Here is a 13,652-nt window from a genome sequence, read left to right as displayed (position 1 = left end):
TTTCAGCCGACCCGTTGGACCGCGTTGAAACGGTCGACGGTGACCTGTACGGCGGCCTGCCGGGCGTCGGCGACCTCGTTCTCCTTCAGGGTCCGGTCCGGCGCGCGGAACCGGAGCGCGAACGCGAGCGACTTCTTGCCGTCGCCGATCTGCTCACCGGTGTACACGTCGAACAGCCGCACCGACTCCAGCAGCTCGCCCGCACCCTCGGCCAGCGCCACCTGCACATCGGCGGCCGGTACGTCGGCGCCGACGATCAGCGCGACGTCCTCCTTGGCCACCGGGTACGACGAGAACGGGTGCGCCGAGATCGACTCCGGACCCGCCGCGATCAGCGCGTCCAGATCAAGCTCGACCGCACTCGACCGGGCCGGCAGACCGAACGCCTGGCAGACCTTCGGGTGCAGCTCACCGGCGTACCCGATCGTTCTGCCGTCGACGCTGAGCTCCGCGCACCGGCCGGGGTGCCACGGCGCCAGCTCCGCGTTCGTGACGACCGGCTCGACGCCGATCGCCGTCGCGATCAGTCGCGCGATCTGCACCGCGTCGGCCCAGCCCGCGGGACGACCCTTGCCCCACCAACCGGTCGGGGTCAGCGAACCGGTCAGCACCGCACCGACATGCAGCGGCTGGTCCGGCAGGGCGTCGTACAGCGCCTGGATCTCGGCGTCGCTCGGCCGGTGCTCGACCGACGGCAGCGGCGCGGGCTTCGGGTCCGGCTTGGGCAGGAAGACCAGGCCGGTCTGGAAGATCGCCAGATCGTTCGCACCGCGGCCGACGTTGCGCTCGGCGGTCCGGAGCAGGGTCGCGAGCAGGGTGGTCTGCATCGACGGCTCTTCGTCGGAGATCGGGTTGACGAGCTTGACCGTCGTACGGCGGGAGTCGTCGGCCGGGATGCCCATCGCGACGAAGTCGGCCTCGCCCATGAACGGGTAGGACACCACCTCGGTCAGGCCGGCGCCGACCAGCGCGGTCGCCACCTTCCGGCGCCGCTTCTGCGCCACGGTCAGCCCCTGCCCACCCGGCGCGGACGGCAGCACCGACGGCACGTTGTCGTACCCGAACAGCCGAATGACCTCTTCGGCGAAGTCATTGGGATCCCGAAGATCAGGCCGCCACGACGGCGGCGTCACCGTCACCAGATCGTCGCCCTCGATGTGGGTGGAACCGATCGTGGTGGTGCCGGCCTCGGCGAGCGCAGGCGCGTGCGCACCGGCAGCCAACGGGGCAGCAGCCGCGTCCGCCGCCGCAGCCTCGACGATGCACCCCACCGACTCCAGATGCCGAATCGTCTCGTCGAGGGTGATCGTGGCGCCGGCGACGCGGGCCGCATGGTCGGCGCGGATCGTCACCGGGGACGGGGCCGGGTGGGTGTCCACGACGGTTTCGCCGGGGAGGATCGTGCCGCCGGCGTACTCGGCGAGGAGGTCGGCGACCCGCTGCGCGGCGTACCGCGGCAGGGCCGGGTCGACCTCGCGCTCGAACCGGCGCGACGCCTCCGACGACAACTTGTGCCGCCGCGACGCCCGCGCGATCACGATCGGGTCGAAGTGCGCGGCCTCGATCACCACGTCGGTAGTCGCGTCCGAGATCTCGGTGGACGCCCCACCCATCACCCCGGCGACACCGATCGGCCCGGAGTCGTCGGTGATCAGCAGGTCCTCGGCGTCCAGCTCACGGGTCTGGTCGTCGAGCGTCATCAGCTTCTCGCCGGCGTTCGCGCGCCGGACGACGATCCGACCGGACAGCCCGGCCTTGTCGTAGGTGTGGATCGGCTGACCGAGCTCGAGCATCACGTAGTTCGCGACGTCGACGCCGACCGAGATCGGCCGCATCCCGGACGCGAGCAGCCGCTTCTGCATCCAGCGCGGCGAGAGTGCCTTCGGGTCGATCCCGGTGACGGTCCGCGTGACGAACGCACTGCACGCGGCGGCATCGTCCACCCGTACCGGATATCCATCTGCGCCGGAGCCGGTGAGCGCCAGCTCCGCCGGATCCTTGAGCGATACGCCGTACGCCGTCGCGGCCTCGCGGGCGACACCACGGATCGACAGGCAGTACCCACGATCCGGCGTCACCGCGATGTCGAGCACGTCGTCCTTCAGCGCGAGCAGGTCGATCGCGTCGTCGCCAGGGGTCGCCTCACCCGGCTCCAGTACGACGATGCCGTGCGTACCGTCGTCGCCGAGACCGAGCTCGGCGCTGGAGCAGATCATGCCGTTCGACACGTGGCCGTACGTCTTGCGCGCGGCGATCGCGAACCCACCCGGCAGTACCGCGCCCGGCAGCACCACGACCACGAGATCGCCGACCTCGAAGTTGTGCGCACCGCAGACCACCCATTGCGGGTCGTCCTTGCCGATGTCGAGCGAGCACCAGCGGATGGTCTTGCCGTTCTTCTGCGGCTCGTTCTCGTAGGTGAGCACCTTGCCGACCACGAGCGGACCGGTCAGGTCGGACTCCTCGACGGTCTCCACCTCGAGGCCGGCCCGGATCAGCTGCTCGCCGACCTGGCGGCCGGTGACGTCGCCCGGCAGGTCGACGTACTCACGAAGCCATGACAGTGGGACCCGCATCAGATCTCCATCCCGAACTGGCGGCTGAACCGCACGTCACCCTCGACCATGTCCCGCATGTCCTCGACGCCGTTGCGGAACATCAGCGTCCGCTCCAGCCCCATGCCGAACGCGAAACCGGAGTACCGCTCGGTGTCGATGCCGTTGGCCTGCAGGACCCGCGGGTTCACCACGCCGCAGCCGCCCCACTCGATCCAGCCCTCGCTGCCGCAGGTGCGGCACGGGCGGTCCGGGTTGCCGACCGAGGCGCCCCGGCAGACGAAGCACTTCAGGTCCACCTCGGCCGACGGCTCGGTGAACGGGAAGAAGTTCGGCCGGAGGCGGGCCTCGAGGCCCTCGCCGAACATCGAGACGACGAAGTGGTCGAGCGTGCCCTTGAGGTGCGCGAGCGTGATGCCCTCGTCGACAACGAGCCCCTCGACCTGGTGGAAGACCGGCGTGTGGGTCGCGTCCAGCTCGTCGGTGCGGAACACGCGGCCGGGGCAGATCACGTAGATCGGCGGCTTCCGGGTCAGCATCGAGCGCGCCTGCACCGGCGAGGTGTGGGTCCGCAGCACCCGGCCGGAACCCTCCGGCTCGACGAAGAAGGTGTCCTGCATCTGCCGCGCGGGGTGGTCGGGCTGGAAGTTCAGGGCGTCGAAGTTCAGCCATTCGGCCTCGACCTCGGGGCCTTCGGCGACGTCCCAGCCGAGCGCGGTGAAGACGTCCGCGACCTGCTCGGAGATCAGCGACAGCGGATGCCGCGCGCCAAGCTGCGGGGTGTGCCACGGCAGCGTCACGTCGACGCGCTCGGTGGCCAGCATCTGCTCCTCGTGCTCGGCCTCGAGCACCGCGAGCCGGGCCGCGAAGCCCTCGTTGATCGCCTTCCGGGCGGCGCCGATCCGCTGACCGGCCTCCTTCCGGGCCTGCGGCGGCAGCGCGCCGATCTCGCGGTTGGCGAGCACGATCGGCGACTTGTCGCCGAGGTGCACGGTCTTGGCCTCCTGCAAGGCGGCCAGATCGGCCGCCTTGGTAAACGCCGTCAGGGCCTCGTCGCGGGTCCGCTCCACCTCTTCGGCATGCAGCGGCGTCACTTCGACCGGGTCGTAATCAGTGTTGGGACCGGACATGGCTCGCTCTCGATTCGGAACTACTGCGGATTGCAGTCTAGAAACCCAACCCCCAAGACCGTGAATCGCCCATCCACAACCCCCGCCACCACCCCGGTCCAAAGTGGAGGTTGGGGAGGATATTGCCCCCGAATCGGCACGAAATCCTCCCCAGCCTCGCTAGGGGCTGGGGGCTAGCGGGTGGGGGTTACCGGGCAGGTTGGGGAGCAGGGGTGCGGGGTGTCTGTCCAGCCGCGGAAGCGGAGGGCGGCGATGACCTGGACGGCTGCGCCGCACGGGTCGCTGACCAACTGGTAGCCGAAGCGCAGCGTCACCTTCCCACTCGTCGCGGCTGCGTTGTCCCTCGTCATGTCACGCCACCGACTCGCCGCGTCGGCATGACCGAGTTGACCGTCCAGTTCGACGATCACCTCGTACGGCGAATACTCGGAGTCCCGGTAGCTGACCTTGCCATCGTCTTCGACGCGCACTTGCCGCCGCGCCCGCGGCAACCCGTGTGCCTGCTCGACGCGGCGCAGATACACCTGCTCGAGGAACGACTGAACGCCTTCGGCCGCCTCGGACAGGATCCGCCGAAGGATCCGGCGGCCCGGCAGCTCCGGAAGAGATTCGAGTTCCGTCAGCAACCGGGCCGGCATCGTCCGGCGTTGCCGGCACGCGTCGAACAGGACGGCTGCCTGCCGCGACACGTCCGCTTCCCCGGCGGCGATCACGAGCAGCGCGACCTCCAGCCGTACTGTCGCCGGATCGCGAGACGGCTGCACGAGCGACGACAGGCGCCGGTGCCGGGTGACAACGACACCCGATTTCGGCTCGACCCGGCGCGAGTGCGGTACTGCGACGTGGATCCGCTCATCCCGCGACTCCACAGCAACGCCGTACCGGCGGAGCGCCGTCGTACCAGTCAGCACAGCACCCGCACCACAAGCCAGCCATGCCGCCCACATCCTGGTCTCCCACGGGAGCGGCCCGGTGAAGTCGGCGTACACACCGGTGTGCACCTGCTGCAACTGCCGAGCGCGGCGCCGCCCGAGCAACACCTTGTCGCTGATTCCATGTGCCAGCGCTTGTGCCCGGCTGAACGCACCTGCCTGCTGTCGGCGCAACTCCACGAACGAACTCGCCTTTGTCTCCTCCACCCCCAAGAACATGCACGCGCCACGCCGCCGGCCGACACGCCACTTCCTCGGCTGTGGACGAGGGGTGGGGAGGATTTCGTCCCGATCCGGGAGGGAAATCCTCCCCAAGGTGGTTCAGCCGGTGCGGTGGCGGGCTCGGATGACGGCGGCTAGTACGCCGAGGGCGGCCAGGAAGGCTCCGGTGCCGATCGCGAGGTAGAAGGACGGGTACTGCGTGACCAGGGTGGGGTTGCTCCACGGGGGATGGTCGGGAGTGGGTTCGGCGAGGATCAGGCAGACCCCGCCGGCCACGTCGTAGCCGATCGCGAGGACGAGCGCGGCGATCGCGAGCACGCGCGCCCACTTCAGGACCTTGCGGTTGCCGCGTGATCGCCCGAACAGCATCGTGCCGAGCGCGAACGGGAGCAGGATCAGCATCGCCATCAGGACGAGGTTGGCGAGCTGCTGGAACTCAGGCACGCTGGTCCGCGACGGTTCGGTGGAGGGCGGGTAGGGACCAGGCGAGGGTCAGGAGGCCCAGCGCGAGTGCGATGAACGCGGGCGGGGACCAGAAGATCGGGTGGTCCGGCCTCATGCTGATCACGCCCGGGTCGAAGTCACTCGGGTTCGGTACGACGACGTCGAGGATGAGGTAGACGGTCGCCAGCAGCGTCATCAATCCACCGGTGAGCACGCCGGAGGCGGGCGTCACCAGGCCGGCCGCGATCCGCCCGTCGCGGACGAGGAACGCTGTCACCACCGCGGCGAAGATCGGCCCGACGAGCACGATGCCCCATCCGGCCGTCGCGATCAAGCCGGGCCCCTCGCCGGCCTCCGACAGCAGGCTCCACACGAACCACGTCAGTACCGTGCACAACCCCAGACCGGCAACCGTCAGTACGCTCCGCACACCGGTGCGATCGGCTCGTACCCGATGGAGAACGACCGACAGCAGCGCGAGCGGGATCATCACCAGCGATGACCAGAGCAGCAGGACGACCGCCCATTGCGAGTCGTTCGGGTAGTTGGGCTGGATTCGGGCCAATTCGCGTTGTGTGAGACCGGAGCGTGCCGTCCAGTCGGTCAGTACGGCGCGGTTCATGTCGTCGATCCGGGCCAGGTTCGTGTCGGCCGCGATCCGCCGTACGGCATCCGTTGCGCCCGACTCGCGCATCAGGTGGCCGACCGCGCAGTGCCGGCCGGCAGCGTCCACGAAGTACGGCGTCCTCGGCAGGCCGGTGTCGTTGCGTGGGAAGGCACGCGACTTCCGGTACGCCCGCAGTACGTCGAGGTTCCGCAACCTGGCCGGGTTCGGGGACGGCGAACGGTGGCGGATCTGGAACTCCGCGGACCACAGATGGATCCGGGTCGGCAGGTCGATCAGCCACCGTCTCGTCATGCCCGAATGCTGTCAGTGCATGGTGTCAGTGGACCGGGTCGTCCACGGAGACCCCGGCGTCCTGCACCTTCTTCTCGCCCTTCGGGAGGACCGTCAACGCGACGACCGCACCGGCGACCGCGCCGATCGCGCCGACCGTCATCGCGATCGACATGGCGTCGACGAAGGCATGCTTGGCGGCGGCGAGGAAGTCCGGGCCGAGCGCAAGCGTGTCGGCGATCGACTTCCGGGCCGCCTCGGGGACGGAGTCCGGCAGCGCCGAGGAGTACGCGGCCGCGAGCACACTGCCCAGTACGGCGACCGACAGCGCAGCACCCGTCTGCTGGACGGTGTCGTTCATCGCCGAGCCGACGCCGCGATGCTCCGCCGGAACGGCCTGCATCAACAGCGTGTATGCCGCCGGACCGGCCAGCCCGCCGCCGATCCCCATCACCAGCAGGCCGATGATCAGCAGCCCGTACCCGGACGAGTCCGACACCTGCGTGAGGATCGCGAAGCTGCCCGCGATGATCAGCAGGCCGAGCGAGATCAGCGTCCGGTCCGCGACCTTCTTCCCGAGCGTCGCGCCCAGACCGTTGAACAGCGCCGCGGACAGTGCGTACGGGATCAAGGCCAGCCCGGCCTTCAGCGGCGAGTACCCGAGCGCGAACTGCAGGTACTGCGTCAGTGCCAGCAGCAACCCGCCGGCCGTGAACGACAGCAGCACGATCGAGAAGCTCGTCCCGCTGAACCGCCGGTCCTTGAACAGCGCCAGCGGCACCATCGGATGCGCGCTCCGCTTCTCCCAGAACGCGAACGCGGTCAGCGCGACCACCCCGACCGCGAGCCCGCCGAGCACCCGGGCGGAACCCCAGCCGTACAGCGGGATCGAGACGATCGCCCAGACGACCGACGCCATCCCGACCATCGTCAGGACGGCCCCCACCGGGTCGACGTTCCGCGCCGGGCCCTTCGACTCCGGGATCAGCACCAGCGTGCCGATGATCGCGAGCGCGGCGATCGGCACGTTCAGCAGGAAGATCGAGCCCCACCAGAAGTGGTTCAGCAGCACGCCGCCGACCGTCGGCCCGGCCACCACACCGACCATCGCGACCATCGACCAGCCGGCCATCGCCTTGCGCTGCTCCTCGGGCGGGAACACCGTGAACAGCAGCGAGAGCGTGCTCGGCATCAGCAGCGAACCGCCGACACCCATCAGGCCGCGGCAGGCGATCAACTGCCCCGGGTTGACCGCCAGCGTGGCGAGCAGGGACGCGGCCCCGAAGATCACCAGCCCGAGCAGCAGCATCTTCCGCCGCCCGAACCGGTCGGACAGGCTTCCGGCGGTCAGCAGCAGCCCGGCGAACGCCAGGATGTACGCGTCGATCACCCACTGGATGTCCGCGGGCGTCGCGTCCAGGTCGCGCATCAGCGACGGGATCGCGAGGTTCAGGACGGTGTTGTCGACGACGAGGACCATCAGGCTCAGGCAGAGGATCCCCAGGATCCACCAGCGCCGGGGATGCCCGGTCGCCGCGTCGGAGGAGGACTCGAACGGTGTACTAGTCACTCGCACACTGTACGACGAACTCGTACGGTGTGCGAGTCCTTTGTAGGATGGATCCATGACCGACTCGATCTGGACCCGCGAACGCAAGGCACCACCCGCCCGCGAGACGCTGAGCCGGGACCAGATCGTGACCGCGGCGATGGAGCTCCTCGACACCGACGGCGTGTCCGGCCTGAGCATGCGGAAACTCGCCGCGAAGCTCGGCGCCGGCGCGACCAGCCTCTACTGGCACGTGCCGACCAAGGACGACCTCGTCGATCTGCTGATCGACGAGGTCTGGGGCGAGATCGACGTCCCCGAGCCGGAGCTGGCGGGCTGGCGCAGCGGGGCCCTGCTGTTCGGTCACAGTCTGCGGTCCGCCGTACTGCGGCATCCCTGGCTGCCCGAGGTGATGTACACCCGCCCGAGCATCGGCCCGCACGCGATGTCGCTCGGCGAACGCGGCCTGGTGCTGTTCGCGGCCGCCGGGTTCTCCGACCACGCGGTCGACCTGGCGATGGGCAGCGTGATGTCGTACGTGCTCGGCACTGTGAGCGCCGAGGTCGCGACCCGTGAGATGGTCCGCAAGTCCGGCCGCTCGGAGGAGACCTGGGTGAGCGAGCTGCTCGAGCACGCCCAGGCCGTCGCCTCCGACGAGTACCCGGAGATGCGCCGCTCCGTCAGCCGCCGAACCACGACCGACCTGGATGCAGGCCTGACCGAGAGCTTCGTCTTCGGCCTCGACGCCCTCCTGGACGGCCTCGCGACCCGCGTCAAGGAGTAAGCCCGAACCAAGGTCCCTTCGCGAGCTCCTCGAGCAGCACCTTGCGGTCCCCCTCCCGGGCGATGTGCCCGGCCAGCTCCCGGACCCGGTCCAGCTCCGCGCGTGCAGCACCCGGCTGCCCGTTCGCGGCGAGCGCCCGCGCCAGCGCCTCCCGGGCGAACGGCTCGTCCCAGTCCCCCATCCTGTCCGGGTAGGTCTGTACGAGCTCGAGACAACGGCGAGCATGGTGCAGCCCGGTCTCGACGCGGCCGATCCGGAGCGCCACCCGGGCGATCAGGTGTTCACCACGCGCGTGGTTCGCCTCGTTCCCCGCTTCGAGCCAGTGCAGGCAGGCCGCGTACGCGCCGTACAGGAGCCGCTCCTGGTCCGCCAACGGGCTGGTCTCGTCGATCTCGTCGAGCAGGTCCCAGGTCTCGTTGTTCAGCTCGACGCCGAAGTACCGGTGCAGCTCGCGGCCTTCGACCAGCTCGGTGGCCACCTTCTCCATCAGCTCCGGCCAGTTCGCCAGGCCGTACTCGCGGGCGATCGTCAGCTGCGCGTCCCGCAACGTGAAGCCGGCCGCGTTCCCGTCGTACGACGGATGGTGGCGACGGACCCGCTCGATGGCGTCGGGGCGCTGCTTGCCGACGGCCCTGCGGAGGTCCTTCGCGCTCGCGCGGAGCTGGCTGAGGCTGGCCTTCGCGGGCAGCGGTGTGGTCGACATCGACGGTCCTTCCAGGGCAGCCCGCTCCGCTGATCAGGCCGTCCCGAAGGGAGTTCACCGGCCGACTGTCAGGTCCTGCAGTCCAGGTGCACTCGGTGCTTGCCGCGGAGAGGAGGCGTCCTGGTACGCGCTGCGCCAACGCTGACACGCCACGCGCCCGACCGTCAACAACGTCCTCGGCACGGCGGTCAGCTGCGGATCACCGCGTGGTGTTTGCCGGACGCGCGGCGGAGATGCTCCGGCCGAGTGCTGGAGACGATGTGCTGAGGCCGTGCGAGGCTCGGTCCGGCGACCTCCTGACGGTGGTGAACGATCCAGTCCGAGTCTCTGAAGTGCTCCGAGATCGTGCGGCCGAAGGAGGCCTCGTCGAACGGGCCGGTGGACTCGAAGACCCCGAGCGACAACGGCCGGCCGAGTTTGTCCTCCCAGCGGGTCGCCCAGTCGGACACATGCGGGAGCGCGCCACGTACGGCCTGTTTGTCGAGGTACCCGTGGCCGGTCATGAAGTCCCCTGGATAGCGGTCGCGGTAGTGGTCTCGCCAGTACCCACGGGCTGCCCGCACCGCGGTCGTGCTGTTGATGTCAAGGTCGTAGTCGCTCGGCTCGCGCTCCAGGCCGAGCCGGTACATCGCGTCGTACGGACGGCGCAGCGGCCGGTGTTCGTCGTCGCCGAACCACTGGCGCAGCCGGCGCAGCGCCGCCGGCTTGCCGGCCAGCTCGGCCTCGCTCGGGAGCGTCTTGTGCAGGCCGGAGAAGAACCCGGCGGCGGTGCCCTTGAGCCGGATGTCGACCTGGCTCCCTGTGACCCGGTCGAGCTGCAGCGCGTCCCCGAGCTCGCTGCCGAACTGGTGGTAGAGCCTGGGAGTCAGGCCCATCGGCGCCTGCCGGTTCAGCATCCAGCGCACCTGCTGCGGCTCGATCCGGAGGAACTCCAGGTCCCGTCGCGTGATGGCGTAGCCGGAGTCGTCCCGCAGCCACCACGACGGCGCTTCCTCCCGCCCGTCGAGGATCCGCCCGATCCGAACGTCCAGCGCATCCGGCGCGCCAACCCGCGCCGCAACACCCACTGGCCCCCACCCAGCGACACGATGATCAGGAACAGCTGTGAGGATGCGCGCCGGTGAAGCCGGTTCAGCGATGTGTGGGTCGGAGATGGTGCTGTCGACGACGGCGCGGTGGTTGCCGGGGAGGGTTACCCAGCGCTTGTGGTCCAGGAGGCCCATCCCGGTCACTGGGAGCGAGACGATGTCCTGAGCCGCATGCCGGGCAGCGAGGATCACGCCGTGGTCCGGCCGCTCCCGCAGCCAGGCCGAGATCATCTGCCGATCGGGCGACCAGCTCGCCAGCGGCCGTTGCCGAGTCTCGACGACAGTCCCCTCATGACCCGCCCACGCCGGCCGCTTCCCATCCGGCGTCCAGATGTAGGCCCGGTACGAGATCAGCTCCGAGATGCCCCGCGCGTGCAGCACCTCCTGCGTCATCGCGTACTGCGTGCGGAGGAACTCGGTCAGCGCATTCCGGTTGTACTTGAGCTCGAGATCCACGGCCGATCGCGTGCTGCCGTCCAGGTGCCGCCCCCGCACACTGTGCAGCGCGAACTCGTCACGGGCGACCTCCTGCAGCGCAAGCGACCGAGGGTTGTTGCTCGAACCGTACGACCAAGCACGCATCAGCTCGCTGGTCGCGATCGTCCGGACCAGCCGCTCCGCCTCCGCAGTGTCCATCCGGATCGCCCGATGCGCGTGCGGCCGGTACAGCTCCGAGCGGAGCTCGTCGGCGTGCAGCAGGTCGGCGCCCTTCGACGGGTAGTGCTCGTCGAACGGAACCAGTACGTACCGGCCGTCGCCGAGCCGCCCCGCCATGTCGCTCCCGACGATCAGCCCGGTCGCGGCGAGCACCAGCTCAATGGTGGGCGTCCGCATCCGCCGGGCCAGTGCCTCGATCGCGATCGTCTTCGCCTGCGGCGGCGCGACGATCCGGCCGTCGTCGCTCAGCAGGGCTCCGCCGAGACGCTCGTACTGCCGGCGCTCGCCCGAGCCACGTGGTGGCAGCACGTCAGGAGTCATCTCACCGGCCGTCCCCGTCGAGGAACTCCTGCGCCTGCCGGCGAACCCGCTCGGGCGCCTGACGCCAGCCCGAGGTCCCCATCAAGTGGCGCAGCTTGACCTCCTGGACCTCCCGCGGCGAGTCCCGCAGCAGACCGAGGTGGAACCAGATCCGATTCAGGTCGTCGGGCAGATCCCAGACCCCGTCGAAGGCGTCCAGCTGCTCGTCCTCGGCGGAGAGGGTGATGAGCGAGACCTCGTCGGCGGTCGCGGCCGGCTCGATCTCCAGCAGCTTGAGCCCTAGGTGGTCGACCGCGGCCCGGAACTCGGCGCGCTGCTTCGCGACGAAGTCGGCCGTCGGCTTGTCCGCAGTCACCTGGAACAGCGTGAACAACCAGCCGTCGCGCTCCATCGCGGTCAGATCGAGGACGAGCGGTATGCCCTCCTCGTCGGTCAGCCTGCGGTGCGCCAGGCTGCCGTCGGCCGCCGGCCCCTCGGTCCGCGGGCCTTCGGTGAGGCCGAAGCGCTCCCGCAGCCAGGTGACCTGAGCTTCGGAGAGCTTGCCAACGGAGTGGGCGCGCAGCGCGGGCCAGAGCATGTCGGAGGTCCTTTCGTCAGCGGTACGTGACGAAAGGCTGACACACCGAGGGCATTCAGTGCGTTGAGTTGTCCACAGGCAGGTGGATCGGGTTGGTCCAGGCGCGACCACCGGCGGCATCCTCGACCGTGATCCGGCAGTGCAGGCCGCGGAACAGGCCCAGCGGGAGCGATGCCTCGGTGAGGTCGGTGCCCTGTTTGACCTCTGCACCGGGATGGCCGCCGCTGAGCAGGATCTTCGTCGCAGGCGAGCAGTGGACCACGACCACGTTGCCCTCGATACGTACGTCGTACAGCTCCGGGCCGGTACTGGAGTAGAAGTGGCCGGCCTTCAGCGCGCTCAGCAGGGCGTCGGGGTCAAGGGACTCCGCACGGACGTGGACCCAGGCCTTGCACGGCGGCGGGTCCTGCGGCTGCAGGTGCGCGTCGTCGGCGGCGTACGTCGTCATGCGATGACCGCGGTTCAGCAGGACGTCGGTGAGGTGCCAGCTGTCGCCACGGTCCTCGCGGTCGGAGAGTGCGTTGTAGACCTCGATCGAATGCGCCGCGTCCAGGCTCTCGGCGTCGACCGCGGTCAGCAGCGACGCGGCCGGATGGGCCATGCCGACGAACGCACCCGCGGCCCGGGCGCGGCGGGCGAGCTCGGGTCCGGTCTCCCCCGCCGACGGCGGCGCGAAGTCCAGCGGCAGCCCGGCCGCGATGATGTGCCACTCCTGTCCGGCCTCGGTGAGCGGTGCGTGCAGCTCGGCACCGATCAGCGTGCTGAAGCCGTCCGTCCGCAGGTCCCGCGTGTCCGTCATCGGGAACCCGTACTCACCGCGGAAGTGGTCGGTGATCGCCACGAAGTCGTACCCGGCGTCGCGGTACACCTGCGCGGTCCCGGCCGGGGACAGGTACCCGTCGGACAGGTTCGAGTGGGTGTGCAGGTTCCCGCGCCAGAACCGGCCCGGCAGGTCGAAGATCATCGTCGTTGCTCCCGGGCGGATGCGTACAGGCAGATGGCCGCGGCGGTGGCCAGGTTGAGCGACTCGGCGCGTCCGTAGATCGGCACCTTGACGGAGTGGTCGACGACGGCGTTGATCTCGTCGGGGAGGCCGTGCGCCTCGTTGCCGAACAGCCAGACGGTCGGTTTCGCGAGGGTGCCGTCGTCGATGCAGGTGTCCAGGTCGGTGGCGCCGTACCCGTCCGCGGCGAGCACCTGCAGGCCCTGCGCACGCCAGGCCTGGACGGCGGTGACGATCTCGACGTCGGTGCTGATCGGCACGTGGAAGATGCTGCCGACGCTGGCGCGGACCGCCTTCGGGTTGTGCGGGTCGACGGATTCGGCCGACAGTACGACGGCATCCGCTCCGGCTGCGTCCGCCGTCCGGATCAAGGTGCCGACGTTGCCCGGGTCGCGGACCTGGACGCCGGCCGCGATCAGCTTGCCGGTGCTGCCGAGCGGCACGGTCACCAGGGAGCAGACGGCGACGACGCCCTGGGAGGTGACGGTCTCGCTCAGCGCCTCGATCGCGGCGCGGTCGACCTCGAACCACGGGACGCCGGCCGCCGCGGCCAGGTCGTGCAGATCGCGGTGCCGGGTGGCGACGGCCGGTTCGGCGTATACCTCGACGACCAGTTCACGATGCTCCAGCGCCTCGCGGACGGCCTGTGGGCCTTCGACCAGGAAGCGGCCGGCCTTGCGCCGGAACGCACGAGTGGCGAGCCGCCGCGCCTGCTTGATCCGCGCGGATTGCGCGGTCAGCAGACCAGGACTCGCCACTCGGGTGCTTACTACTTTTCGACAGGTACGG

Annotated in this window: 12 protein-coding genes; 1 reads left to right on the top strand and 11 read right to left on the bottom strand. The window is 69.8% G+C overall.

The genetic code is table 11. The features are described 5' to 3' along the window. Positions 1-2: 2 nt before the first annotated feature. From ACGFI6_RS39570 to ACGFI6_RS39545, 6 genes are all read right to left on the bottom strand, one after another. Positions 3-2,576, bottom strand: coding sequence for a phenylalanine--tRNA ligase subunit beta (locus ACGFI6_RS39570; RefSeq protein WP_393127828.1), 2,574 nt, complete (start codon positions 2,574-2,576; stop codon positions 3-5). After that, the gene (gene pheS / locus ACGFI6_RS39565) at positions 2,576-3,685 is read right to left on the bottom strand and encodes a phenylalanine--tRNA ligase subunit alpha (protein ID WP_393127827.1); all 1,110 of its coding nucleotides are present in this window, start codon (positions 3,683-3,685) and stop codon (positions 2,576-2,578) included. The genes ACGFI6_RS39570 and pheS overlap by 1 nt, the downstream gene beginning before the upstream one ends. 173 nt (positions 3,686-3,858) lie before the next feature. Next, positions 3,859-4,824 carry a hypothetical protein gene (locus ACGFI6_RS39560; RefSeq protein WP_393127826.1) on the bottom strand — a complete coding sequence of 322 codons (966 nt, stop codon included), beginning with the start codon at positions 4,822-4,824 and terminating at the stop codon, positions 3,859-3,861. A gap of 114 nt (positions 4,825-4,938) precedes the next feature. Continuing rightward, on the bottom strand, positions 4,939-5,283 hold the full coding sequence (locus ACGFI6_RS39555; protein WP_393127825.1) for a hypothetical protein: 345 nt from the start codon (positions 5,281-5,283) through the stop codon (positions 4,939-4,941). Beyond that, positions 5,276-6,202, bottom strand: a complete 927-nt coding sequence (locus ACGFI6_RS39550; protein WP_393127824.1) for a hypothetical protein — start codon at positions 6,200-6,202, stop codon at positions 5,276-5,278. Before ACGFI6_RS39550 ends, ACGFI6_RS39555 begins: the two co-directional genes overlap by 8 nt. A gap of 25 nt (positions 6,203-6,227) precedes the next feature. Further along, positions 6,228-7,751 carry an MFS transporter gene (locus tag ACGFI6_RS39545; protein WP_393127823.1) on the bottom strand — a complete coding sequence of 508 codons (1,524 nt, stop codon included), beginning with the start codon at positions 7,749-7,751 and terminating at the stop codon, positions 6,228-6,230. Positions 7,752-7,806: 55 nt separating this feature from the next. On the opposite strand from ACGFI6_RS39545, the gene ACGFI6_RS39540 reads away from it, so the two are divergent. Continuing rightward, on the top strand, positions 7,807-8,514 hold the full coding sequence (locus tag ACGFI6_RS39540) for a TetR/AcrR family transcriptional regulator C-terminal domain-containing protein (RefSeq protein ID WP_393127822.1): 708 nt from the start codon (positions 7,807-7,809) through the stop codon (positions 8,512-8,514). Here ACGFI6_RS39540 and ACGFI6_RS39535 read toward each other — a convergent pair. The 5 genes from ACGFI6_RS39535 to ACGFI6_RS39515 all read right to left on the bottom strand — a co-directional run bounded on the left by ACGFI6_RS39535 (position 8,504) and on the right by ACGFI6_RS39515 (position 13,621). Next, positions 8,504-9,217 (bottom strand): hypothetical protein, encoded by a 714-nt coding sequence (locus ACGFI6_RS39535; protein ID WP_393127821.1) that lies wholly within the window; start codon positions 9,215-9,217, stop codon positions 8,504-8,506. The two genes, ACGFI6_RS39540 and ACGFI6_RS39535, sit on opposite strands and share 11 nt — an antisense overlap. A 188-nt stretch (positions 9,218-9,405) precedes the next feature. Beyond that, complete coding sequence (locus ACGFI6_RS39530; protein ID WP_393127820.1) at positions 9,406-11,283, bottom strand: hypothetical protein; 1,878 nt, start codon at positions 11,281-11,283, stop codon at positions 9,406-9,408. Between the two features lies 1 nt (position 11,284). Then, positions 11,285-11,860, bottom strand: coding sequence for a hypothetical protein (locus ACGFI6_RS39525; protein WP_393127819.1), 576 nt, complete (start codon positions 11,858-11,860; stop codon positions 11,285-11,287). Positions 11,861-11,915: 55 nt separating this feature from the next. After that, positions 11,916-12,824, bottom strand: coding sequence for a CehA/McbA family metallohydrolase (locus ACGFI6_RS39520; RefSeq protein ID WP_393127818.1), 909 nt, complete (start codon positions 12,822-12,824; stop codon positions 11,916-11,918). After that, positions 12,821-13,621, bottom strand: coding sequence for a TrmH family RNA methyltransferase (locus ACGFI6_RS39515; RefSeq protein ID WP_393127817.1), 801 nt, complete (start codon positions 13,619-13,621; stop codon positions 12,821-12,823). The genes ACGFI6_RS39520 and ACGFI6_RS39515 overlap by 4 nt, the downstream gene beginning before the upstream one ends. Between the last annotated feature and the right edge of the window lie 31 nt (positions 13,622-13,652).

The organism is Kribbella sp. NPDC048928, from assembly GCF_043197975.1.
Lineage (GTDB): Bacteria > Actinomycetota > Actinomycetes > Propionibacteriales > Kribbellaceae > Kribbella.
Note: the sequence above shows the minus strand (reverse complement) of the source record. Positions and strands in the feature narration are given on the sequence as shown.

Bases quoted from the DNA above. Each gene is read 5' to 3' on its own strand.
- ACGFI6_RS39520 (WP_393127818.1), bottom strand. From the start codon at position 12,824: ATGATCTTCGACCTGCCGGGCCGGTTCTGGCGCGGGAACCTGCACACC.
- ACGFI6_RS39530 (WP_393127820.1), bottom strand. From the start codon at position 11,283: ATGACTCCTGACGTGCTGCCACCACGTGGCTCGGGCGAGCGCCGGCAG.
- ACGFI6_RS39535 (WP_393127821.1), bottom strand. From the start codon at position 9,217: ATGTCGACCACACCGCTGCCCGCGAAGGCCAGCCTCAGCCAGCTCCGC.
- ACGFI6_RS39570 (WP_393127828.1), bottom strand. From the start codon at position 2,576: ATGCGGGTCCCACTGTCATGGCTTCGTGAGTACGTCGACCTGCCGGGC.
- ACGFI6_RS39550 (WP_393127824.1), bottom strand. From the start codon at position 6,202: ATGACGAGACGGTGGCTGATCGACCTGCCGACCCGGATCCATCTGTGG.
- ACGFI6_RS39525 (WP_393127819.1), bottom strand. From the start codon at position 11,860: ATGCTCTGGCCCGCGCTGCGCGCCCACTCCGTTGGCAAGCTCTCCGAA.
- pheS (WP_393127827.1), bottom strand. From the start codon at position 3,685: ATGTCCGGTCCCAACACTGATTACGACCCGGTCGAAGTGACGCCGCTG.
- ACGFI6_RS39540 (WP_393127822.1), top strand. From the start codon at position 7,807: ATGACCGACTCGATCTGGACCCGCGAACGCAAGGCACCACCCGCCCGC.